General features: G+C 53.6%; 24 protein-coding genes. 9 read left to right on the top strand and 15 right to left on the bottom strand.

What is annotated here, in order from left to right; all coding sequences use genetic code 11:
• Positions 1 to 31 precede the first annotated feature (31 nt).
• The 5 genes from ribD (at position 32) to pgpA (ending at position 3,903) form a co-directional block, all read left to right on the top strand.
• Positions 32 to 1,159 (top strand): bifunctional diaminohydroxyphosphoribosylaminopyrimidine deaminase/5-amino-6-(5-phosphoribosylamino)uracil reductase RibD, encoded by a 1,128-nt coding sequence (ribD, locus tag BS640_RS03915; RefSeq protein ID WP_017489830.1) that lies wholly within the window; start codon positions 32 to 34, stop codon positions 1,157 to 1,159.
• A gap of 179 nt (positions 1,160 to 1,338) precedes the next feature.
• The gene (gene ribH, locus BS640_RS03910; protein WP_017489829.1) at positions 1,339 to 1,809 is read left to right on the top strand and encodes a 6,7-dimethyl-8-ribityllumazine synthase; all 471 of its coding nucleotides are present in this window, start codon (positions 1,339 to 1,341) and stop codon (positions 1,807 to 1,809) included.
• A gap of 20 nt (positions 1,810 to 1,829) precedes the next feature.
• Positions 1,830 to 2,243, top strand: a complete 414-nt coding sequence (nusB, locus tag BS640_RS03905) for a transcription antitermination factor NusB (RefSeq protein ID WP_017489828.1) — start codon at positions 1,830 to 1,832, stop codon at positions 2,241 to 2,243.
• A gap of 92 nt (positions 2,244 to 2,335) precedes the next feature.
• A complete protein-coding gene (thiL, locus tag BS640_RS03900) occupies positions 2,336 to 3,322 on the top strand; it encodes a thiamine-phosphate kinase (RefSeq protein ID WP_017489827.1) in 987 nt (328 codons plus the stop codon).
• Positions 3,323 to 3,408: 86 nt separating this feature from the next.
• Positions 3,409 to 3,903 (top strand): phosphatidylglycerophosphatase A, encoded by a 495-nt coding sequence (gene pgpA / locus BS640_RS03895; protein ID WP_026110245.1) that lies wholly within the window; start codon positions 3,409 to 3,411, stop codon positions 3,901 to 3,903.
• Between the two features lie 72 nt (positions 3,904 to 3,975).
• Here the strand turns inward: pgpA and BS640_RS03890 are convergent, their stop codons facing one another.
• From BS640_RS03890 to xseB, 4 genes are all read right to left on the bottom strand, one after another.
• Positions 3,976 to 4,950, bottom strand: a complete 975-nt coding sequence (locus tag BS640_RS03890; protein WP_017489825.1) for an aldo/keto reductase — start codon at positions 4,948 to 4,950, stop codon at positions 3,976 to 3,978.
• A gap of 159 nt (positions 4,951 to 5,109) precedes the next feature.
• The gene (dxs, locus tag BS640_RS03885; protein WP_026110244.1) at positions 5,110 to 6,972 is read right to left on the bottom strand and encodes a 1-deoxy-D-xylulose-5-phosphate synthase; all 1,863 of its coding nucleotides are present in this window, start codon (positions 6,970 to 6,972) and stop codon (positions 5,110 to 5,112) included.
• A 68-nt stretch (positions 6,973 to 7,040) separates the two neighbouring features.
• On the bottom strand, positions 7,041 to 7,970 hold the full coding sequence (gene ispA, locus BS640_RS03880) for a (2E,6E)-farnesyl diphosphate synthase (RefSeq protein ID WP_017489823.1): 930 nt from the start codon (positions 7,968 to 7,970) through the stop codon (positions 7,041 to 7,043).
• A 6-nt stretch (positions 7,971 to 7,976) separates the two neighbouring features.
• The gene (xseB, locus tag BS640_RS03875; RefSeq protein ID WP_009638651.1) at positions 7,977 to 8,219 is read right to left on the bottom strand and encodes an exodeoxyribonuclease VII small subunit; all 243 of its coding nucleotides are present in this window, start codon (positions 8,217 to 8,219) and stop codon (positions 7,977 to 7,979) included.
• Between the two features lie 246 nt (positions 8,220 to 8,465).
• On the opposite strand from xseB, the gene thiI reads away from it, so the two are divergent.
• A complete protein-coding gene (gene thiI / locus BS640_RS03870; RefSeq protein WP_017489822.1) occupies positions 8,466 to 9,914 on the top strand; it encodes a tRNA uracil 4-sulfurtransferase ThiI in 1,449 nt (482 codons plus the stop codon).
• Between the two features lie 97 nt (positions 9,915 to 10,011).
• On the opposite strand, the gene BS640_RS03865 is transcribed toward thiI, so the two are convergent.
• The 5 genes from BS640_RS03865 to BS640_RS03845 all read right to left on the bottom strand — a co-directional run bounded on the left by BS640_RS03865 (position 10,012) and on the right by BS640_RS03845 (position 13,591).
• Positions 10,012 to 10,734, bottom strand: coding sequence for an acid phosphatase (locus BS640_RS03865; RefSeq protein ID WP_084911954.1), 723 nt, complete (start codon positions 10,732 to 10,734; stop codon positions 10,012 to 10,014).
• Between the two features lie 136 nt (positions 10,735 to 10,870).
• Positions 10,871 to 11,284 (bottom strand): hypothetical protein, encoded by a 414-nt coding sequence (locus BS640_RS03860; protein ID WP_139802761.1) that lies wholly within the window; start codon positions 11,282 to 11,284, stop codon positions 10,871 to 10,873.
• A 118-nt stretch (positions 11,285 to 11,402) separates the two neighbouring features.
• Positions 11,403 to 11,993: a protein deglycase YajL gene (gene yajL / locus BS640_RS03855; protein WP_017489819.1), complete on the bottom strand. Its 591-nt coding sequence runs from the start codon at positions 11,991 to 11,993 to the stop codon at positions 11,403 to 11,405.
• Entirely contained in the window at positions 11,953 to 12,867 is a 915-nt protein-coding gene (gene panE, locus BS640_RS03850; protein WP_017489818.1) for a 2-dehydropantoate 2-reductase, read from the bottom strand. The genes yajL and panE overlap by 41 nt, the downstream gene beginning before the upstream one ends.
• A 175-nt stretch (positions 12,868 to 13,042) precedes the next feature.
• A complete protein-coding gene (locus tag BS640_RS03845; protein WP_017489817.1) occupies positions 13,043 to 13,591 on the bottom strand; it encodes a helix-turn-helix domain-containing protein in 549 nt (182 codons plus the stop codon).
• A 102-nt stretch (positions 13,592 to 13,693) separates the two neighbouring features.
• Between BS640_RS03845 and BS640_RS03840 the strand changes: the two genes are divergently transcribed.
• From BS640_RS03840 to BS640_RS03830, 3 genes are all read left to right on the top strand, one after another.
• Complete coding sequence (locus BS640_RS03840) at positions 13,694 to 14,383, top strand: AzlC family ABC transporter permease (RefSeq protein WP_084912007.1); 690 nt, start codon at positions 13,694 to 13,696, stop codon at positions 14,381 to 14,383.
• On the top strand, positions 14,380 to 14,703 hold the full coding sequence (locus tag BS640_RS03835; protein ID WP_017489815.1) for an AzlD domain-containing protein: 324 nt from the start codon (positions 14,380 to 14,382) through the stop codon (positions 14,701 to 14,703). Before BS640_RS03840 ends, BS640_RS03835 begins: the two co-directional genes overlap by 4 nt.
• Positions 14,704 to 14,821: 118 nt before the next feature.
• Positions 14,822 to 15,313, top strand: coding sequence for a YajQ family cyclic di-GMP-binding protein (locus BS640_RS03830; RefSeq protein WP_017489814.1), 492 nt, complete (start codon positions 14,822 to 14,824; stop codon positions 15,311 to 15,313).
• Positions 15,314 to 15,398: 85 nt separating this feature from the next.
• Here BS640_RS03830 and BS640_RS03825 read toward each other — a convergent pair whose 3' ends face one another.
• The 6 genes from BS640_RS03825 to cyoA form a co-directional block, all read right to left on the bottom strand.
• Positions 15,399 to 16,829: an MFS transporter gene (locus tag BS640_RS03825; RefSeq protein WP_225741563.1), complete on the bottom strand. Its 1,431-nt coding sequence runs from the start codon at positions 16,827 to 16,829 to the stop codon at positions 15,399 to 15,401.
• Positions 16,830 to 16,972: 143 nt separating this feature from the next.
• Positions 16,973 to 17,860: a heme o synthase gene (gene cyoE / locus BS640_RS03820; protein WP_017489812.1), complete on the bottom strand. Its 888-nt coding sequence runs from the start codon at positions 17,858 to 17,860 to the stop codon at positions 16,973 to 16,975.
• A 17-nt stretch (positions 17,861 to 17,877) separates the two neighbouring features.
• Entirely contained in the window at positions 17,878 to 18,210 is a 333-nt protein-coding gene (locus tag BS640_RS03815; protein WP_017489811.1) for a cytochrome o ubiquinol oxidase subunit IV, read from the bottom strand.
• Entirely contained in the window at positions 18,207 to 18,821 is a 615-nt protein-coding gene (locus BS640_RS03810; protein ID WP_017489810.1) for a cytochrome o ubiquinol oxidase subunit III, read from the bottom strand. The genes BS640_RS03815 and BS640_RS03810 overlap by 4 nt, the downstream gene beginning before the upstream one ends.
• A complete protein-coding gene (gene cyoB / locus BS640_RS03805; RefSeq protein ID WP_017489809.1) occupies positions 18,811 to 20,802 on the bottom strand; it encodes a cytochrome o ubiquinol oxidase subunit I in 1,992 nt (663 codons plus the stop codon). Before cyoB ends, BS640_RS03810 begins: the two co-directional genes overlap by 11 nt.
• A 4-nt stretch (positions 20,803 to 20,806) precedes the next feature.
• A complete protein-coding gene (gene cyoA / locus BS640_RS03800; RefSeq protein WP_017489808.1) occupies positions 20,807 to 21,760 on the bottom strand; it encodes a cytochrome o ubiquinol oxidase subunit II in 954 nt (317 codons plus the stop codon).
• Positions 21,761 to 22,145 lie beyond the last annotated feature (385 nt).

The raw sequence follows: 22,145 nt of genomic DNA, 5'->3' as shown, positions 1-22,145 counted from the left end.
TACGACTCCGTTCACCACAACAGGGAAGGCTATGTTTAACGACGATTTCTATATGGCGCGCGCCTTTGAACTTGCGCGCAAAGGGCGCTTTACCACAACGCCAAACCCTAACGTCGGCTGCGTTATCGTGCGCGACGGTGAAATCGTTGGAGAAGGCTTCCACCTTAAGGCCGGTGGCCCACACGCCGAGGTCCACGCGCTGCGCATGGCCGGTGAGCGTGCTCGTGGCGCGACCGCCTATGTCACGCTAGAACCCTGTAGCCACCATGGCCGCACGCCGCCGTGCGCCGACGCGCTGCTTGCGGCGGGCGTGTCTCGCGTGGTGGCCGCCATGCAGGACCCTAACCCCGAGGTTGCCGGTCGCGGCCTCTATCGCCTCAAAGAGGCGGGCGTCGAGGTAAGCAATGGTTTGATGTTGAGTCAGGCCGAAAGCGTGAATCTCGGGTTCCTCAAGCGTATGCGCACCGGTTTCCCTTACGTCCAATTGAAAATGGCTGCTTCGATTGACGGTAGAACCGCTATGGCCTCTGGCGAAAGCCAATGGATCACCTCGGCAGCGGCGCGTCAGGACGTGCAGCGTTTTCGCGCGGAGAGTTCGGCCATTCTGAGTTCAAGTGCGACGGTGCTGGCCGACGATCCGTCGCTGACCGTGCGCTGGAGCGAGCTGGGCGAAGAGACGCAGCGCCAGTATCCGTCAGAGTTTGCCTCCACCGAGGGCGTGCGTCAGCCGCTGCGCGTCATTGTCGACAGCCAAAACCGCGTGACGCCTCAGCATAAGCTGGTGCAGCAACCCGGTGAAACGCTGCTGGCGCGCTTGCAGGCCGATGACCACGTCTGGCCGGAATCCACCCAGCAGTTGCTGGTGCCTGCGACGTCGAGCAACCGCGTCGATCTGGTGATTCTGATGATGCAACTGGCGAAGCGTCAGGTGAATTCGGTGTGGGTCGAGGCCGGTGCCGAGCTGGCTGGCGCGCTGTTGCAGGCCGGACTGGTCGATGAGCTGATTGTTTATATGGCGCCGAAACTGTTGGGCGACAGCGCTCGCGGACTGTGCGTGCTGCCGGGACTCGAAAAACTGGCCGATGCGCCCACCTTCGAATTTAGCGACGTTCGTCAGGTAGGACCCGATCTGCGTTTACGCATGAAACCGGTCTATTAAGGCCTGACGCGTGACCCATATTTGTCTCTGTCTGAGCAGGTTTACAAAACCGTGTGTCCAGGCAGGGGAATAATATGATAGAATCCGCCCCCCTGCGGCTAAGCATGGGCTGGGTCGACGCTATTAGTATTAAGTTTTTAATAAAAACATAATGATTTAACCCATCCTAAGGAAACTCTATGAACGTTATTGAAGGTGTTGTAGCAACTCCTAACGCGAAAATAGCCATCGCGATTGCCCGTTTTAACAATTTCATCAACGACAGCCTGCTTTCTGGCGCGATTGATGCGTTGAAACGTATTGGCCAAGTTGCAGACGACAACATCACCGTTGTATGGGTTCCAGGTGCTTATGAACTGCCGCTTGCGACACGTGCGCTGGCTAACAGCAAAAAGTATGACGCCGTCATCGCGCTGGGCACTGTTATCCGTGGGGGTACCGCCCATTTTGAATTCGTTGCTGGCGAATGCAGCTCTGGCCTGTCCAGCGTTGCGATGAACAGTGAAATTCCGGTTGCCTTTGGTGTGCTGACAACAGAAAGCATTGAACAAGCCATCGAACGCGCGGGAACCAAAGCCGGTAACAAAGGTGCAGAAGCTGCCCTTACCGCGCTTGAAATGATCAACGTTATCAAGGCCATCAAGGCCTGAATCTAGTTAAGGGGAATTCCGTGAAACCTGCTGCTCGTCGCCGCGCCCGTGAATGTGCCGTTCAGGCGCTTTACTCTTGGCAGTTGTCTAAAAACGACATCGCCGATGTTGAATTACAGTTCCTGACCGAGCAGGATGTCAAAGATGTCGACATTACCTATTTCCGTGAGCTGCTGTCTGGTGTTGCCACCACGGCCGACAAGCTCGACGCGCTGATGGCTCCGTATTTGTCTCGTCAGCTCGATGAACTGGGTCAGGTTGAACGTGCAATTCTGCGTCTGGCACTGTTTGAGTTGAGCAAGCGTCAGGACGTTCCTTACAAAGTGGCTATCAACGAAGCTATCGAACTGGCTAAAACCTTCGGTGCAGAAGACAGCCACAAGTTTGTCAACGGTGTGCTGGACAAAGCAGGCCCGCACATTCGTAAGAAGTAACGTTCCTCATCAAAGAACGCGTTTCATTAAGGCCGGATATCCGGCCTTAATGCATTGTAAAACGCAGGATCGAAATTTTTTGGAATAATACTATGGCATGCGGCGAATTTGATTTAATTGCGCGCTATTTCAACCGTTATAGAACGGCTCGTCAGGATGTACAGTTAGGCATTGGCGATGACTGCGCCCTGCTGACCGTCACTGACAAGCAGCAAATAGCAGTCAGTACCGACACCCTTGTCGAAGGCATTCACTTCCTCAAAACCATTTCACCCGCCGATTTAGGCTATAAAGCGCTGGCCGTTAACCTCAGCGATTTGGCCGCGATGGGTGCCGATCCGGCCTGGGTTTCACTGGCGTTAACGCTGCCGGAGGTCAATACCGACTGGCTTGAAGCCTTCAGTGACAGCCTGTTTGAACAACTCGATTATTACGGCATGCAGCTGATTGGCGGCGATACGACGCGCGGCCCGTTAAGCATGACGCTGACCATTCAGGGCCTGGTTCCGGCAGGACGCGCGCTGTTGCGCAGCGGCGCACGGGTAGGCGACTGGATCTTCGTCACCGGCACCCTCGGTGACAGTGCCGCCGGACTCGCCATCCTGCAGGACCGCCTCGCGGTCAATGACGACAAGGCGAGTCAGGCATTAATTAAACGTCATCTGCGTCCCCAGCCCCGCGTTTTACAAGGCCAGGCGCTACGTCAGCTGGCGAACTCTGCTATTGATATTTCCGACGGCCTTATCTCTGATCTACGCCATATTCTCAAGGCCAGCGACTGTGGTGCACGTATCGACCTCGATTTGCTGCCATACTCGCAGGAGATGCAGCAGTACGTCGACCCTGAGCAAGCGGTGAAGTGGGCGCTTACCGGGGGAGAAGATTACGAACTGTGCTTCACGGTGCCGGAAATCAACCGGGGAGCGCTGGAAGTTGCGCTGGCACAGCTGGGCGTGCGCTTCACCTGCGTCGGCCAAATTGCGCCGCTTTCCGAAGGCATTAAATATCAGCGCTCCGGTGAAACCGTAGAGCTTGAATGGCAGGGATTCGATCATTTCGCACAGGAGGTTGCCTCATGACCGTCGAAAATAACGCTCGCGGCAACGCAGGAAGCAAGAAACGTCCGATGCGCCACAAGGGCCGCACCGGCAATGACGCAGTGGATATGGCGGCAGCAAAAAAAAGGCTGAACTTGCGCAACCCGTGGCACCTGTTGGCGACCGGTTTCGGCAGCGGTCTGTTCCCGGTGGGACCGGGTACCGCAGGGTCGATTGCGGCAATCCCGTTCTGGATTGTGCTGACCTATTTACCGTGGCAGGTTTACTCGCTGGTGGTGATGTTCAGCATCTGTATCGGCGTATACCTGTGTCGCCAGACGGCAAAAGACATGCGGGTTCACGACCACGGCAGCATCGTATGGGATGAGTTTGTCGGCATGTGGATAACCCTCATGGCGTTGCCGACCAATGATTGGCAGTGGGTGGTGATAGGTTTCGTGGTATTCCGCGTGCTGGATATCTGGAAGCCGTGGCCGATCCGCTGGTTCGACCGCAACGTGCAGGGCGGTATGGGTATCATGATTGATGACGTGGTGGCCGGGGTCATCGGCGCGGCGATTATCTATTTCATCGGACATCACTGGCCAACCGGCCTGCTTTAATCGGTAGCGCAATAAAAAACGGGCGTCTGAGGTTTTCCCCGACGCCCGTTTTGCTTTTAACGAGTCTTGAAATTATTTAAAGCCTGTCGCCTGATGTGGCTGATAGGCCATCTCCAGCTCGGCAATCTCTTCAATACTCAACACCACGTCCAGTGCGGCTATTGCATCTTCCAAATGCCCGGCGCGTGATGCTCCGATAATGGGTGCGGTGACCACCGGTTTGCTCAGGATCCACGCCAGGGCGATTTGGGCACGGGGAACGCCGTGGTCTTCGGCGATTTTGGCAACCCGTTCGGCAATTTTGGCATCCGCCTCTTCGGTATCGCCGTACAGCGTTGGGATCACCTCATCGGAAACGGAACGCGCGGTGCTTTCACCCCATGGGCGAGTGAGTCGTCCGCGTGCCAGCGGGCTCCAGGGCAGCACCGCGATGTTTCTCTCGAGGCACAGCGGATGCATCTCTTTTTCTTCCTCGCGCTGGATAAGATTGTACTGGTCCTGCATCGAAACGAATGAGGCAAAGCCGTGCTGTTGCTGCAGATCCAGTGCCTGCCTGAACTGCGCTGCGTGCATCGATGATGCGCCAATAAAACGTGCCTTCCCGGCCTTAACCACGTCGTTGAGCGCCTCCAGCGTCTCTTCGATAGGCGTGTCGTAATCCCAGCGGTGGATTTGCAGCAGGTCAACGTAGTCGGTGCCCAGTCGTTTCAGGCTGTCGTCGATGGATTGCATAATCGACGCACGCGACAGTCCGCCCTTGAGGTTGGAAAGCGGGAAGAACACCTTGGTCGCCAGCACGTACTGGTCACGCTTCAAGTATTCACCCAGGACTCTACCGACGATTTCTTCGCTACTGCCGTCGGAATAACTGTTGGCGGTGTCGAAGAAATTGATGCCGGCGTCTATCGCCTGTTTGATGAGAGGGCGGCTGCTCTCTTCCGGCAGTGTCCAGGCGTGTTTCCCGCGTGAAGGTTCACCGTAGGTCATACAGCCGAGGCACAGGCGCGACACGTTCAGCCCGGTGGTTCCAAATTGTGTAAATTGCATGATTTCTCCCGCATCAGCTTAAAAACTTACGCATAAAGTTAAGCCTTAACTGTAGCTCAGTCTGAGAGGGCGCGAGGAAAGGGGCACCGCGGGGGAAGGTAAATCCCCCTTTTTGCTAAAGAAAAAGGGGGAGGATGACGGCCTATTAGCGGGGAGTTATCAGGCGAGCCAGTCGTTTATCTGGCGCACAATGCCTGCGGCATCGAGACCGAGGTCGCTGCGGATCTCTTCCTGCGTACCCTGCGGCACAAACAGGTCAGGCAGACCGATGTTCAGCACCGGGACACAGACACGTTTAGACATTAGCAGTTCGTTAACGCCGCTGCCCGCACCGCCCATGATAGCGTTCTCTTCTACGGTCACCAGTGAATCGTGGCTGGCAGCCAGAGAAAGGATGAGTTCGTTATCCAGTGGTTTGACGAAGCGCATATCGACCAGCGTAGCGTTAAGCTGCTCTGCGGCTTCTCGCGCCTCCGGCAAAAGGGTACCGAAGTTGAGAATGGCAATCTTCTCACCCTCACGGCGAACTACGCCCTTACCGATAGGCAGCGAGGCCAGCGGCTCACAGGTTGCACCGGTGCCGGTACCGCGCGGATAACGCACCGCGACCGGACCCTGCTGGTGGTGGTAACCAGTGTGCAGCATCTGACGGCACTCGTTCTCATCGCTTGGCGTCATGATTATCATATTCGGGATGCAGCGTAGGAACGACAGGTCGAATGCGCCCTGATGGGTTTGTCCGTCTGCGCCGACAATGCCGCCGCGGTCGATGGCGAACAGCACCGGCAGATTCTGGATAGCGACGTCGTGGATCACCTGATCGTAGCCACGTTGCAAGAAGGTCGAATAAATCGCCACCACCGGTTTGTAGCCGCCGATGGCCAGACCTGCTGCGAAAGTCACCGCGTGTTGCTCGGCGATCGCCACGTCAAAATATTGCTGCGGATAGGTCTTGGAGAATTTGACCATGCCTGAGCCTTCGCGCATCGCAGGCGTGACGGCCATCAGCTTGCTGTCTCCGGCGGCCGTTTCACACAGCCAGTCGCCGAAGACTTTCGAATAGCTCGGCAGGCCTTCTTTGCTCTTAGGCAGCGTTCCGCTGGCCGGGTCGAATTTCGGTACCGCATGGAAGCTGATGGGGTCATTCTCGGCTGGCGCATAGCCTTTGCCCTTGCGGGTCATGACGTGCAGCAGCTGAGGGCCTTGCAGGTCGCGCATGTTTTTCAGCGTCTGGGTCAACGCCACCACGTCGTGGCCGTCAACCGGTCCGATGTAGTTAAAGCCCAGCTCTTCAAACAGCGTACCCGGCACGACCATGCCTTTCAGGTGCTCCTCGGTACGACGGATGAGCTCCTTAATAGGTGGAACACCCGACAGCACCTTTTTTCCGCCTTCGCGCAGGCGCGAATAGAGCTTGCCCGACAGCAGCTGCGCCAGGTGGTTGTTCAGTGCGCCAACGTTTTCGGAAATCGACATTTCGTTATCGTTAAGCACAACCAGCATGTCAGATTTGATATCTCCGGCGTGGTTCATCGCTTCGAAGGCCATACCGGCGGTGATGGCACCGTCACCAATAACACAGATCGTTCGACGGCCTTTACCTTCGCGTTCGGCGGCAACGGCCATGCCGAGCCCCGCGCTAATGGAGGTTGAGGAGTGGCCGACCGACAGTACGTCGTACTCACTCTCGCTGCGCCACGGGAACGGGTGCAGACCCTCTTTCTGGCGGATGGTCGAAATCTTGTCGCGACGGCCGGTCAGAATTTTATGGGGATAGGCCTGATGGCCTACGTCCCAAACCAGATGGTCGAAAGGGGTGTTGTAGACGTAGTGCATGGCGACAGTCAGCTCTACGACGCCGAGACCGGACGCAAAGTGGCCGCTCGACTTGCTCACGCTGTCCAGCAGGTACTGGCGCAGCTCGTCACAGAGCTTCGGTAAGCTTTCTTTCGGAAGCGAGCGGAGTTCTTCGGGGTTCTCCGCCAGTGCCAGCATGGGGTATTTGGCTATATCAAGACTCATTGGTTACTCATATAAGAGGCTCATCCAAGCAGTATGGAAATATCGCGACGACAGCGGTTTACGGGCAATCAGCTGTCACGCTCAATAACAAAGCGGGCTAATGCCAGCAATGGGGCCGTGTTGTAAGAATGTGTGGCCAGCTCGTCCAGGGCGGCAACGGCTTCCTGATAAAGGTCTTTGGCTTTGGTCTGTGCGCCTTCCAGCCCAAGCAGGGCGGGATAAGTACTTTTACCAAGCTGTTGATCTGCACCCTGACGCTTGCCCAGCGTGTGGGTATCACCAATGACATCCAGAATATCGTCCTGAACCTGGAAGGCGAGACCGATGGCCTCGGCGTAACGGTCAAGCAGCGGTAGCGCAGCTCGACCGCGAGCACCGGCTGCCAGAGCGCCGATGCGAACGGCGGCGCGAATGAGCGCGCCGGTTTTATGGCGATGGATACGCTCCAGCGCCTGTAAATCAACCTGCTTGCCTTCGGCCTCGAGGTCTAAGGCCTGACCCGCACACATGCCCGCTACGCCGCTGGCGCGCGCCAGTTCGGAGATCATCGACAAGCGATCGCTCACCGCGACCTCGGGCATCTCTACGTCGGCCAGAATCGAAAACGCCAGCGTTTGCAGGGCATCACCGGCCAAAATGGCATTGGCTTCACCGAATTTCACGTGGCAGGTCGGCTGGCCGCGACGCAGGTCGTCGTCGTCCATCGCAGGCAGGTCATCGTGAATGAGTGAATAAGCGTGAATGCATTCGATGGCAGCGGCAGGCGCGTCCAGGCTGGTTAATTGCAGGCCAAAAAGTTGTCCGCTGGCATACACTAAATAAGGACGCAGGCGCTTTCCACCCAGCAATGAACCATGGTGCATCGCGGCAACCAGCGGCGTGTCGGAAAATGGCAGTTCGGCGACATAGCCTTCAAGAACGCCATCGACACGCTTTTGCAGCTCACGGAGCTGATGACTGAAGCTTTTCGCTTCGCTTTGTTGTTCTATTTGGGACATCAGGAATTACTCAGCTTCCGGTGTAAAAGGTTGCAAAGGGGCATCGTTATCGCTGTCGAGCAGGATCTGCACGCGCTGCTCGGCCTGCTGTAACTTTTGTTGTCCCTGACGGGCAAGCTGTACGCCCTGTTCAAACTCATTCAGCGCGTCCTCCAGCGGAAGTTCTCCTGATTCAAGGCGAGCGACGATTTGTTCAAGTTCAGCCAATGCAGTTTCGAAATTGGCAGGTGGTGCAGCTTTTTTTGGCATAATTCTCTTTCAATATCGAAGGTCTGGGAGCCGTAGGATATCCCTATGATAACGTCGGCGCAGGTAACCAGCTATTATGATGCATCCTTTTGCGCGCAAAGTACCCGATTAAAGTGCTATACTCCGCGCCGCAGAATATATTGGTAAGCGCAGTATTCGTGAATCATACGTTTACCAATAGTTGATTCTAGATCCTTATTCTCACACTTACGACCCAGTATTCTCACCCGCTAACAAAAGAATGCCATGAAGTTTATCATTAAATTGTTCCCAGAAATCACCATCAAGAGCCAATCTGTGCGTTTGCGCTTCATTAAGATACTTGCAAGCAGCATTCGTAACGTTGTGAAGAGCAGCGATGAGACCCTGGCCGTCGTGCGCCACTGGGATCATATCGAAGTTCGCAGCAAAGACGAAAGCAAACATGACCAGATTGTTGAATTGCTCTGCCGCATTCCCGGTATCCATCACGTACTGGAGGTCGAAGACCGCCCGTTTAATGATGTTCACCATATTTTCGAGCAGACGCTGGAAGCCTACCGCGAAGAGCTCGAAGGTAAAACCTTCTGCGTGCGCGTTAAACGTCGTGGCAAGCACAGTTTCAGCTCTGGCGACGTAGAGCGCTACGTCGGCGGCGGCCTGAATCAGCATATCGCGTCGGCCAAGGTTGATCTGACCAGCCCGCAAGTCACCGTTAAGCTCGAAATCAACGATGACCAGCTGGTGCTTATCAAGCGCCGCTATCAGGGCCTGAGCGGATACCCTATCGGCACGCAGGAAGACGTCATGTCACTGATTTCCGGTGGCTTTGACTCCGGCGTCTCTAGCTACATGCTGATGCGTCGCGGCAGCCGCGTGCATTACTGCTTCTTTAATCTGGGCGGTTCCGCGCATGAAATCGGTGTGAAACAGGTCGCTTATTATCTGTGGAACCGCTTCGGCAGCTCGCACCGCGTACGCTTTATCTCTATCGATTTCGAACCGGTGGTTGGCGAAATCCTCGAAAAGATCGAAGACGGTCAGATGGGCGTCGTGCTCAAGCGTATGATGGTTCGCGCCGCCTCTGCCATTGCCGAGCGCTACGGTGTGCAGGCCTTGGTGACAGGGGAAGCACTGGGCCAGGTATCAAGCCAAACGTTGTCCAACCTGCGACTGATCGATAACGCGACCGATACCCTTATCCTGCGCCCGCTAATTTCTCATGACAAGCAGCACATCATCGATATCGCCCGCGAAATCGGCACCGAGGACTTTGCGAAAACCATGCCTGAATACTGCGGCGTGATTTCCAAAAGCCCGACCGTAAAAGCGATTAAAGCAAAAATCGAAGCCGAAGAAGCGCTATTTGATTTCTCGATTCTGGAAAAAGTCATTTCCGAAGCCAAGAATCAGGACATTCGCACCATTGCCGAAGAGTCGCAGCAGGAAGTGGCCGAAGTCGAAACCGTGGCCGATTTTGCCGCGACCGACGTCGTGCTGGATATCCGAGCACCGGACGAACAGGAAGAGAATCCGCTGCAGCTTGAAGGGGTTGAAACAGCGGTGCTTCCGTTCTACAAACTCGGCGGCGCTTTTGGCTCGCTCGACCAGAGTAAGACCTACCTGCTTTACTGCGATCGTGGGGTGATGAGCCGCCTACAGGCGCTTTATCTGCACGAGCAGGGCTATAAAAATGTGAAGGTTTATCGTCCATAGGCCATCAGCGCTGAGTGCGATAACGAGGTAGAAAAAGGGATTGCCGTGGCAATCCCTTTTTTATGCGCAGATTTTAGCAATCCGGTCCCGGGCAGGGTTACTTTGCGTTTTGCCGCAGTTTGGCGATTTCTTCTTTAGCTTTCGCCAGCTGGCTGACGAACTGTGGGTTGTTGTGCAGTCGGGCGACGACCGCCGACGACACGACGCGCGCCGCATCGACGTCACTCTGCCAGTGATAGCCGCAAATCACGCGGCTTTGGCCCAGTTCGAAGCCACGTTTGAGGATCTCGTTTTGGCGCGTTGGATTAATTTCTGCCAGCACCAACGCAATCGACCAGCCGATGGCGGTATGGCCTGACGGGTAGGATCCGTTCTTGGCGAGCTTGCTTTCATCATCCGGGCGGCAGGTAGGTTCGTGGAAGAAGGCGAAAGGACGAATACGGTTATATTTTTCCTTGGCGGATTTGGTGGCATAGTCTCCGGCGTCTTCCTTCATGGTGGCGATGAGCTCATAGATTGCCGGGGTATTCTGCGCGGTTATCTCGAAGCCGAACGGGGTGGAGAAGTTTTTGGTGACGTTATCGGCCGACGAGTCGGCGTCGCTGTAGGCTTGTGTGCCGCGTGGGGTGTTACGCAGGTATTTGCCCTGCTCGTAGGCAGCTTTATCGGCCTGGAAGGCCACGCTGTCAAAGGCCGGAGGCGGCGGGAGTAGCTGCACGCTGTCGGCGGTGTCTTGCAGCGTCAGATAATGCTTGTCAGCGGCCTGCACGTAGCCGGTCAGTACCAGACTGATTAACAGGGCAGAGGTCAGTTTTTTCACGTTTATTTCCCTATCGTGTTTAAAAGATGCTTTAAATTTCGAAACATTTGGAAATAAAATGATATCAACCGCCAGACTTACTGCAATGGAGAAGACTATTGATTGTGATGGCGCTCCCGTTAACCGGTTTATGTTTCTACTCTATGGCAGTATCAGGCCAAATTTGCTGCTTAATCAGATCCACGTAGCACCACATAAGAGCGTTAGAAACTTCGGTAAATTCCTGTATTGGCGCTTCATTTTGGCCCAGCATGTAGGCTTCTCTACTCACGCTATCAATATTTTTGACCAGTTTTGTGCCCCAGCTAGATGTCGCAAGCAAATTGTTTTTGCAGGCAACAATTTCGATGTTTTTCAGCACCTCCTTCGCGCGGGTGCATTTTTTCTGAAGGTTTTGTGTGTTGCTGTGTATGGCCGCCATGCTGAGATACAGTCCGTCGATTCTGGCGGTCATCAGGATGCATGTCTGAGCTATCTCGGAATTAAAATAGCCTGGAGGATTGGGGCAGTCCGGCAAAGAGGAGGGGAGAATAGGGGGGATAATCATCACGATAACCTCTTGAAAAGAGATAATTATAATCCCTTTATATTGAGTCGCTTTTATCTTTCGCTCAATCCTCAAAATCAGTTAATCCGCAGCGCCAGAGCATGGCGCTGCGGATCAAGATTCAGTCTTGATAGTTGTGTACACCCGGGTAAAGCACCAACTGCGAGGCGACCTCGGCGGCTTTAGCTTTGCCCATCAGCAAGTCAATCATTTTAAGCGCGAATTCGATCGACGTGCCCGGCCCCTGGCTGGTCAGCAGGTTGACGCGCGGGTCGAACATTACGCGTTTATCCATCCACTTATCAGGTGACACCTTGTCCTTCAGGCCGGGGAAACCGGTCATATTGCCGACCGGGAAAAGGTCATGATATTCCAGCACCAGCGCGGGTGCGGCGCAGATAGCGGCAACCAGTTTTCCGGTGACGTTAACGTGGCGTACCTTTTCGACCAGCAGCGGACTGTCGCGAAAACATTCTGCACCTTTCAGGCCACCGGGCAGCACGATGGCGTCAAATTCTTCGTCTGCGACGTCAACCAGTGCGACGTCGGCGAGGATTTTCACGCCGCGCGAACAGCGGATCTCAAGGTTGCCATCACCCGCCACGCTGGCGGTGGTGACGTTAACCCCGGCGCGAACCAGCAGGTCTATCGCGGTGACGGCTTCCAGTTCTTCACTGCCAGGTGCCAGACATACCAGAGCCGAAACGCTCATAATCACTTTCCTTTCTTTTAATCATTTCGAATAATTTATTGTTCATCGGCAGCTGCAAACCGTGGCTGCGACCACGACGCAAAACGTAACCGGTGATGTAGTCAACCTCGGTATGACGTTGGGTGCGAATGTCCTGCAACATCGAGGAATGGTTGGCCGAGGTAGTATCGATAACCTGATAAACATAGCTCAGCAGCGACTCTTTGTGGGTCTGATAGCCTTCAATTGCCATGACTTCTGCCACTTCACCGCAGATGCTTTCAATCATCTCACCGTGCGCTATGAGGTCGCCGTTGGTACAGTTATACACCGCAGTCAAAGGATTGATCACGCAGTTTACCGCCAGTTTATTCCACAGTGACGGCAGAATATTGTCGTGCCACGCGACGTCAGGCAGGGCGCTGTGCAGAGGATCGGCCAGGTAGCTTGCCCCCGCACCGCGCTGATTTGCCGGACCGATATGCGTGATGCCCGCCGCGACGTGAATAATCGCATTTCCTTCGTGTCGCGCCGCGTGGGTCGTCGCTCCCAGTAGAATCGGCTGGCGATGTGCTGGGAGTTCATCGACGGTTCCCATACCGTTGTGCAGCAGCAGTACGCTGCAGTTTTCGTTGAGCTTTGGCAGCAGCGTACCGAGCGCGCTGGATACCTGCCAGGCTTTCAGCGTCACGATAAGCAGCTCGCTGTCGGCTAAATGCTGGGGATCGTTGGTCGGCAAATTACGATTGAACGCGGTGCCGTCGGGAGAGATGACGTTGACGGCGCAGAACGGTTGTGGAATGCGTACCCATCCTTGCACGTCGTGCCCCTGCTGGTACAGCGTCGAGAGCCAGAGTTGGCCCAGCGCGCCACACCCCAAAACACTAATCTTCATCTTTGCTCCTATTTACCCCCGCAGCTTTCGCGCCGCCGCCTTGCCGCCACACAAAATCTACCGGAGTACAGACAGTGTCCCAAAATCAAAAGAGACGTTGGAATGTTGCCAAAACGTTAAATCTATACCTCAAGTATAGTCTTTTGTGGGCCAGGTCACACTTTTGATGCAAACATTAATTCTGCTCGGAGATGAGGATGGCATGGGTGTTGGGTTCTAACGCTTTGAAAACGTGAGGTTGATCGCCTGGGTAACAGATATAGTCGCCGGGATTCAGTTCGGTAGCTGAATCGGTTGGGCCAACCAGCGCCCGGCCCTGAGTCACGATCAGATGTTCAATCGAGCCGGGAGAGTGCGGATGCGAATGGCGGTCTTCACCCGGCTGGGTGATCAGTTGATAGATATCTCTTCTCGCACCCGGTGGGCAGGTGGCTAAGAGTATCGCCTTGTAATGCGCCATCTCTGCGGTCACCGACGGTCCTTCGCCAAAACGAATCACTTGCGAAGTGCTGACTTCCTGTTCCATCAAGCGGGCGAAGGGAATATCCAACGCCACGCACAGGGACCACAGGGTCTCGATGCTGGGATTGCCGTTCCCTGACTCCAGCTGTGACAGCGTGGATTTTGCTATCCCGGCGCGGCGAGAGATCTCGGCCAGCGACAGGCCGGTGCGCTGGCGTTCGCGTACGAGTGCTTTGGCAATAATGCTGATGGGTTGCGTCATAGTGGCCACCGGTGTTTTTTATATCGAACGATCGTTCGTCTTGTAAGTTTGCTGTGAATTGTTCATTATAACAGCCTTCGCGTTCGATATGGGATAGGTATGATGCGTGTTAGCTGGATTTCACCGCTGGGCGGTGATGTTATCAAGGCCATTGCACTGGTGTGTCTGGCCGACGGAATTGTTGGCATTTCTTATGGCTCGATGGCGACGGCCGTTGGTTTCCCGCTGTGGGTGCCAATGACGCTGTCGCTGTTGGTGCTGGCCGGTGCCTCGGAGTTTCTGTTTATCAGTATCGTCGCGGGCGGCGGTAGCCCGTTTGCGGCAGCGGCGGCCGGGCTCTTAGTCAATGCGCGTCATCTGCCGTTTGGCATGGCGGTAAAAGATTTGATTGACAGTGAGGACGCAGCGCGTCAAGGGCTGGCCTATCGACTGCTGGGGTGCCACATCATGAACGATGAAAGCGTGGTGTTTGGCGTGTCGCAGAAAAGTCCGGCGAAAAGCCGTGCCGCCTATTGGCTCTGCGGGTTGGGGATCGTAGTTTGCTGGCCGCTTGGGGTATTGATTGGTGGAACCCTCGGCACAATGATTCCTGATATCAAGGTGATTGGCCTCGATGCGGTGTTCCCCGCCATTCTGGTTGCCTTGACGGCATCGGCACTTAAACATCGGCAAACGCTGCGCCGTGCTCTGACCGGCATGGCGTTGTCTCTGGCTGCGGTGCCGCTGGTGCCTGCGGGCCTGCCGGTGCTGTTTTCACTGTTTGGCCTGGCGCTGTGGAGGCGACACAAATGACCGAACATGGCCTGATTATCGCCGGAATTGCGGTGTTGGCGACCGGAACCTATCTGCTACGACTGGCGGGATTTCGTCTCGGCAGTCGCCTGACGCTCTCCCCTGGGGCGAACGCATTGCTTGGCGACGCGGCGACGACGTTATTATTGGCGGTAGCCGCGGTAGCAACCCTTTATGAGGGGGGCGGATTCGCGGGGTATGCCCGTCCTGTCGGCGTGGCGGTCGCCGCATTTCTTGCCTGGCGTAAAAAGCCGTTGATTGTGGTGATTCTGGTTGCCGCAGCCGTGAGCGCTGGACTGCGCCAAATTGGCTTAAAATAGTCCTAAAAACTGCTAACGACGTCAGTTTGTGTCGCCTGCTTTTGGCAATGTTCAGGGAAGACGGTATCATGTCTGCCATCGCAGAGTACGTACAAATAAATTTAAGGGAGAAGCGACAATGCCATCTTTCGATATTGTTTCTGAAATTGATATGCAGGAAGTTCGCAACGCGGTCGAAAACGCGACCCGCGACCTGGCTAACCGTTGGGATTTTCGTAATGTCGAAGCCAGCTTCGAGTTAAACGAGAAAGACGAGAGCATCAAGGTTGCCAGCGTTTCTGATTTTCAGGTTGAGCAGCTGCTGGACATCCTGCGCGCTGCCTTGCTGAAGCGCAGCATTGAAGGCGGTGCGTTGGAGATTCCGAAAGAGATGACCCACAGCGGCAAAACCTACAGCGTTGATGCCAAGCTGCATTCCGGCATCGAAAGTGCGCTGGCGAAGAAGATTGTAAAGCTGATTAAAGACAGCAAGCTGAAGGTTCAGGCGCAGATTCAGGGTGACGAAGTTCGCGTAACCGGTAAGGCGCGCGATGATTTGCAGGCCGTGATGGCGCTGGTGCGCGGTGGGGATTTGGGACAGCCGTTCCAGTTCAAGAACTTCCGCGACTAAAACGGGCTTTCCCCCGCCTTTATTCTGCGGGGGAAAGTAGAAGGGGGAGACGCTGTTTCAGCGCGGCTCCCCCCTTTATCTCTCATCAGGCCTGGCTAACGAACGCCTCTAATGCCTGTCGATTTGTCTGCTTGGTATCCACCTTCACGTAGGCGCTCAGCTCTTCCGCTACCACGACCACGTCGGCTACGCCCGGCTGCGATTTCATGCGCGTTGCCAGCGTTGCGTCTTTCGCCACATCTTCAGACAGCGTAATACGCAGGCTGCTGACGTAAGGCGGTTCAGACATCGTGGCACTCACAAAGAACCAGACTACGGCAATCGCCGCACAGGCCATGAATACGGCACCGGCACCGGCATGACCGAAGATAAAGCCGCCGAGGCTACCGCCGATTGCCACGCCGATAAACTGGCTCGTCGAGTAAAGACCCATCGCGGTACCTTTATAGCCCGCAGGGGATTCCTTACTGATAAGCGACGGCAGAATGGCTTCCATCACGTTGAAGGCCAGGAAGAACAGCTGAATCCCGGTAATGATCGCCCACAGATGAAGACCGGCAGCCCACAGCACCAGCTCTGCCAGCAGCAGCACCGCGACGCAGCCCATGAACACCTGCTTCATGTGGCGCTTTTTCTCGGCGTAAATGATAACCGGGATCACGGCAACGAATGAGGTCAGCATGGTGACCAGATAGACGCGCCAGTGTTCACTCGGTGGGAATCCAGCCTTTTCCATCACCTGCGGTAGGACCACGAAGCTCGACATCAACAGGATGTGCAGGCAAAGGATGCCAAAGTTGAGTTTCAGCAGTTTCCCGTTGGTCAGCACCTTGCCGAAGCTGCCTTTCACCACGCTCGATTCACGATTGAGCAGGTGAGTCGCAGGGGAGGGGACCACGGTCAGAGTAATGACGATGCCACAAAGGGTCAGAACCGCAATCGCCCAAAACAGTGCGTGCAGGCCCCAGGCATGGGTAATGATTGGGCCGAGTACCATCGCAATGGCGAAAGTAATCCCAAAGCTGATGCCGATGAACGCCATTGCTTTGGTCCGGTTCTGCTCGCGGGTCAGGTCGGACATCAGCGCCATCACGGCAGCGGCTATCGCCCCGGAGCCCTGGAGTGCGCGTCCGATAATGACGCCCCAGATAGAGTGGGTGCTGGCTGCTATCACGCTACCGGCGGTGAAGATAAGCAGCCCGAATACGATAAGCGGTTTGCGCCCGATGCGGTCAGAAAGCAGGCCGAACGGGATCTGGAAGATGGCCTGGGCCAGTCCGTAGATACCGATGGCAATACCGATGAGTGTTTCGCTTGCGCCGGCTAATGACATGCCGTAAGTGGTTAGAACCGGGAGAACCATAAACATGCCGAGCATGCGAAGTGAAAATACTGTCCCTAGTCCCCAGGTCGCCCGACTTTCCTGACGGGTCATTTGGTTATCGTTCATTGCTACCTCAAAATTACAAACAACGACATTGTAGTGTCTTTTTTGTGTGCAGGTAAATTGCTGGATGTTTAGCAGATATTTCAGGTTTCTCAAGGAGGGCTGAAAAATTAATTATACAACGAAACGCACAGGTAAAGAGGGGACTAAAAAGCTTAAAAAAAATGGCCGGTCAAGACCGGCCATTTCTCATTTGACGTTAACCGCCGAGCTTACCAAACGTAGGTCAGTAAGCTGCTCGGTGCTGCCGCGTTAAAGTCGATAGACATCATGACACTCAGTGACGTGATGGCAACGATGGAGAAAACAAACAGCTTTCTTGCCCATACGATGTCATTTTCAGTTTTGTATCCGCGCAGTGCCATGCCCAGCCACCAAACGCTTACCGCTGCTGCAACAATCAGGTATTTATAACCTGCGTAGCCGCTCAGGGTTAGCATCAGTGTGGCAATCATAAAGGCCAGGATCCAGACCGTAATATGATGCTTGGCAACCGCAACGCCTTTAACAACCGGAAGAACCGGGATATTCGCTGCCTGATAATCTTTGAAGCGGAAGATGGCAATCGCATAGGAATGCGGCATCTGCCACAGGCTAAAGATCAGTAACAGGATCAACGCACCGGTATCGAACTGGCCGCTGACGGCACAGTATCCGATAACCGGCGGCGCAGCGCCGGATAAGCTACCAATCAGCGTGCCGTAGACGGATTTGCGTTTCATGTACAGGCTATAAATCCCAACATAAACCACAAAGCCCATCACTGCTAACCACATAGACAGCGGGTTAGCACCAACATACAGCAACGCAAAGCCTAAAATACCCAGGAGAGTAGCGTAAACCAGGGTGGTTTTCGGCGGTATAAGTCCTTTTACCAGAACTCGGTTCTTCGTTCTTTCCATTACCTTGTCAATGTCGCGGTCTATGTAGTTGTTAAACACACAGCCCGATGCGACGACCAACGAGACGCCAACAAACGCAGCGAGAAAGAGAGGGAAGTCGATGCTTCCTTTGGAAGCAAGGAGGAATCCCCCGACGACAGAAATTAAATTACCGAAAATAATTCCTGGCTTAGTTACTTGCAGGTATTTCTTAATCATCACATGCAGCTCGGCTTTTAACTGACCATCATATTGAGGTTGAGGTTATACATAATCCACAGTGAGCCCACAACGACGATAAAGATAATCACAGCGGTGAACAGGAACGCAATCAGGTTCCAACGTCCTTCAGATGATGTATTCATGTGCAGGAAATACACCAGGTGAACAACGATCTGGATTACTGCCGACGCAACGACTGTCCCCAGGATGAGTGAGTGAGAGGCAGTACCGCTCATTACCATCGCAAATGGGATAACCGTCAAAATTACCGACAGCACAAAGCCAATCATGTACGACTTGACGCTACCGTGGCTTGCACCGCCGTGAGAGGTTGCTGAATGACTCATGACAGGACTCCCAACAGATAGACAACGGTGAATACACAAATCCAGACTACGTCAAGGAAGTGCCAGAACAGGCTCAGACACATCAGGCGCGTTTGGTTCACGGCGGTCAGACCGCGGCGGCTAACTTGAACAATCATGGTGATTATCCAAATCAGACCGACGGTTACGTGCAGACCGTGAGTGGCAACCAGGGTAAAGAATGCAGACAGGAAACCACTGCGCTGCGGGCCGTAACCTTCGACAATCAGGTGGTGGAACTCGGTGAGCTCCATCCCGATAAAGCCGAGACCAAACAGGAAGGTGATGAACAGCCAGCCTTTAACGGCGCCTGCTTTACCTTTGCTCATGTTCAGCATTGCGAAGCCGTAAGTAATAGAACTTAACAGCAGGCAGAAGGTTTCAACCAACACAAACTTCAGGTCGAAAATGTCTTTACCAGAGGGACCGCCAGCGGTCCCGTTCATCAGTACTGCGTAGGTTGCAAACAGGCTTGCAAACAACACGCAGTCGCTCATCAGGTAGATCCAGAAGCCGAAGACTTTGGTCTCACCCGCATCGTGGTGCCCATGATCGTCATGGGCCGCATGGTTAGTCAGAGAATCAGTTGACATGTTTCACGCCCGCTTTGCTGATATTTTCATAATGTTGGTTTTCGATACGTTCAACTTCTTCAACTGGAACGTAGTAATCAACATCCTCGTCGAAGCTTTTCCAGATCCAGGTGATGACGATGCCAAGCAGGCCAACGACGACTAACCACCACATGTCCCAGATTGCTGCGAAACCGAAGGCCAGGCTGAACACGGAGATAACAAAGCCCGCGCCGCTATTTTTAGGCATATGAATTTTTTCATATTTAGCCGGTTTCTTGTAAGCAGTGCCTTTCTCTTTCATGTCCCAGAACTCATCACGGTCGTGTACGTGTGGCACGATAGCGAAGTTGTAGAACGGAGGAGGAGAAGAGGTTGCCCACTCCAGGGTACGTGCACCCCACGGGTCACCGGTCAGGTCACGGTTCTGCTCACGGTCACGGATAGAAACGTAGAACATGATGAAGATACACGCGATACCACATGCGATCAGTGCTGCACCGCCAGCGGCCACAACCAGCAAGGTGTGGAACTGCGGGTCAATGTTTTGGCTCAGACGACGGGTCATCCCCATAAAGCCCAGTGCATACAGCGGCATAAAGGCAACGAAGAAACCGATAATCCAGAACCAGAACGCACGCACGCCCCATTTCTCGTTCAGCGTGAAGCCGAAGGATTTAGGGAACCAGTAAGTCAGACCTGCGAAGCAACCAAATACCACACCGCCGATAATAACGTTATGGAAGTGAGCAATCAGGAACAGACTGTTGTGCAATACGAAGTCAGCGCCAGGTACTGCCAGCAGAACGCCGGTCATACCACCCACAGAGAAGGTGATGATGAAGCCGATGGTCCACAACATTGCTGCGTTCAGCGTAATACGACCCTGGTACATGGTGAACAGCCAGTTGAAGATTTTTACCCCTGTTGGGATAGAAATGATCATCGTCATGATACCGAAGAAGGCATTGACGTTAGCGCCTGAACCCATGGTGAAGAAGTGGTGCAGCCAAACAATGAACGCCAGCAAAGTAATGGCAATGGTTGCCCATACTAATGAGGTGTAACCAAACAGGCGTTTCTTGGAGAAGGTCGCAGTAACTTCAGAGAACACACCGAACACAGGCAGAATCAGAATGTACACTTCCGGATGGCCCCAGGCCCAAATCAGGTTGATGTACATCATCATGTTGCCGCCCATATCATTGGTGAAGAAATGGGTGCCCACGTAGCGGTCAAGAGTCAGCAGTGCAATAGTCACAGTCAGGATCGGGAACGAAATGATGATCAGGACGTTAGTACACAGCGCGGCCCAGGTGAACACTGGCATCTTCATCAGAGGCATGCCTGGCGCGCGCATCTTCAGAATAGTGGTGAAGAAGTTAACGCCGGTCAACAAGGTCCCGATACCGGATATCTGTAGACTCCATATCCAGTAGTCGACCCCCACGCCCGGGCTGTATTCCTTACCTGACAACGGCGGATAGGCCAGCCAGCCAGTCTGTGCGAACTCACCAATACCCAGAGAGATGTTGATCAGTACCACAGCAACGGCGGTGAACCAGAAGCTGATGTTGTTCAGGAACGGGAAAGCAACGTCGCGCGCACCGATTTGTAGCGGTACAACTACGTTCATTAGACCGATAACGAAAGGCATCGCCATGAAGAAGATCATGATTACGCCGTGCGCGGTAAAGATCTGGTCGTAGTGGTGCGGCGGCAGGAAGCCGGGACTACCCTCAGATGCCAGCACCTGCTGGCTACGCATCATGATGGCATCGGCAAAGCCACGGATAAGCATGACAATCGCAAGGATGATGTACATGATACCCAGTTTTTTATGGTCAACAGAGGTAATCCACTCTGACCACAGATATTTCCATTTACCGAAATAGGTAATTGCCGCTAACAGGGCGAGACCGCCCACGATGATAGCGCCAACGGTGACCATAACGATTGGTACGTCAAATGGAATGTCACTTAGCGTTAGTTTTCCGAACATCTTATTATTCCCCGGCTCCGGCAGTGTGAGACTTATCACCCATATCCATGCCCTTCATGTCTGTGCCTGCTGGCATAGGCATTGTCTGGCCTGTTGACATGTTCATGTCATGTGAATATTGATGAATGATCTCTTTAAACAAGTCTGGCTGAACGGTAGAGAAGTATTCGACTGGGTTGTCGATACTGTCCGCGGCCAATTTCTTGAAATCATCTGGTGTTGCGAGCTGATTCGGAGCTTGCTTAACTTTCGCAACCCACGCATCAAAATCGGCACGGGTAGGTGTTGCAATAGCGTTGAACTTCATACCAGAGAAGCCGCGACCACTGTAGTTTGCCGAGATGCCTTTATAGGTACCAGCCTCGTTTGCAATCAAGTGCAACTGAGTCTGCATACCGGCCATCGCGTAAATCTGTCCACCTAACTGCGGGATAAAGAAGGAGTTCATAACAGAGTTAGACGTTACTTTGAACTGAACAGGCACATCTTTAGGAATAACCAGTTCATTAACCGTTGCGATACCCTGCTCTGGATAAATAAACAACCATTTCCAGTCGAGTGAGACGACTTCTACGGTCATTTGTTTTTCATTGCTAACGATAGGTTTGAAAGGATCAAGCTGGTGTGTGGTTTTCCAGGTTATCGTTGCCAGGATGGCAATAATGATAATTGGAATGGTCCATACCACGGCTTCCACTTTGTTGGAGTGTGACCAATTTGGACTGTACTTAGCGTTTGTATTAGAAGCGCGATACTTCCATGCAAAAGCAAAAGCCATCACGATCACTGGTATAACGACGATCAGCATTAAGCCGATGGCTGTCAGTATCAGCGTCCGCTGCTCCAGTCCAATTGCTCCCTTGGGATCCATAATTGCCGTATTGCAACCACTTAACATTACAGTGGATGCAAATATAGACAACATCCCAATACTTTTATTGTATTTCTTAAGTCTCATCTAACGACCTCAATAACAGGGCTCTATTGTCGCTTCATGTGTACGGGCATTTTACGGGAAGGTTACGGTACTGTAAACACGCTTAAAGCTGTGTAAATGCCCGTCCCACACTTTATGTTAACGTGGTCACACATGTTACGTGAAGTGACAATTTCTGAATGGCAACAATGCCTTGCGCTATTTTCATTCGCTATGACGAGAAAAAACAAGGCGTAGCAAGGGAATGGATATTTAGTGCCTTTTTTAAATGTTTATGCTAGGTATAAATTATGTAAACAGAATGTTGAAATTGAGTGAAATTAAATTTAATAAAAAGATTAAAAAAAGGTCAGAATGAAACAAGGTGTAAATGGTTAATATTTTTTTATTTATGTTAAGAGGTTTA

The sequence above is a fragment of the Rouxiella badensis genome (assembly GCF_002093665.1).
GTDB lineage: Bacteria > Pseudomonadota > Gammaproteobacteria > Enterobacterales > Enterobacteriaceae > Rouxiella > Rouxiella badensis.
The sequence above is the reverse complement of the archived record's forward strand: the minus strand, read 5'-3'. Positions and strand labels throughout refer to the sequence as shown.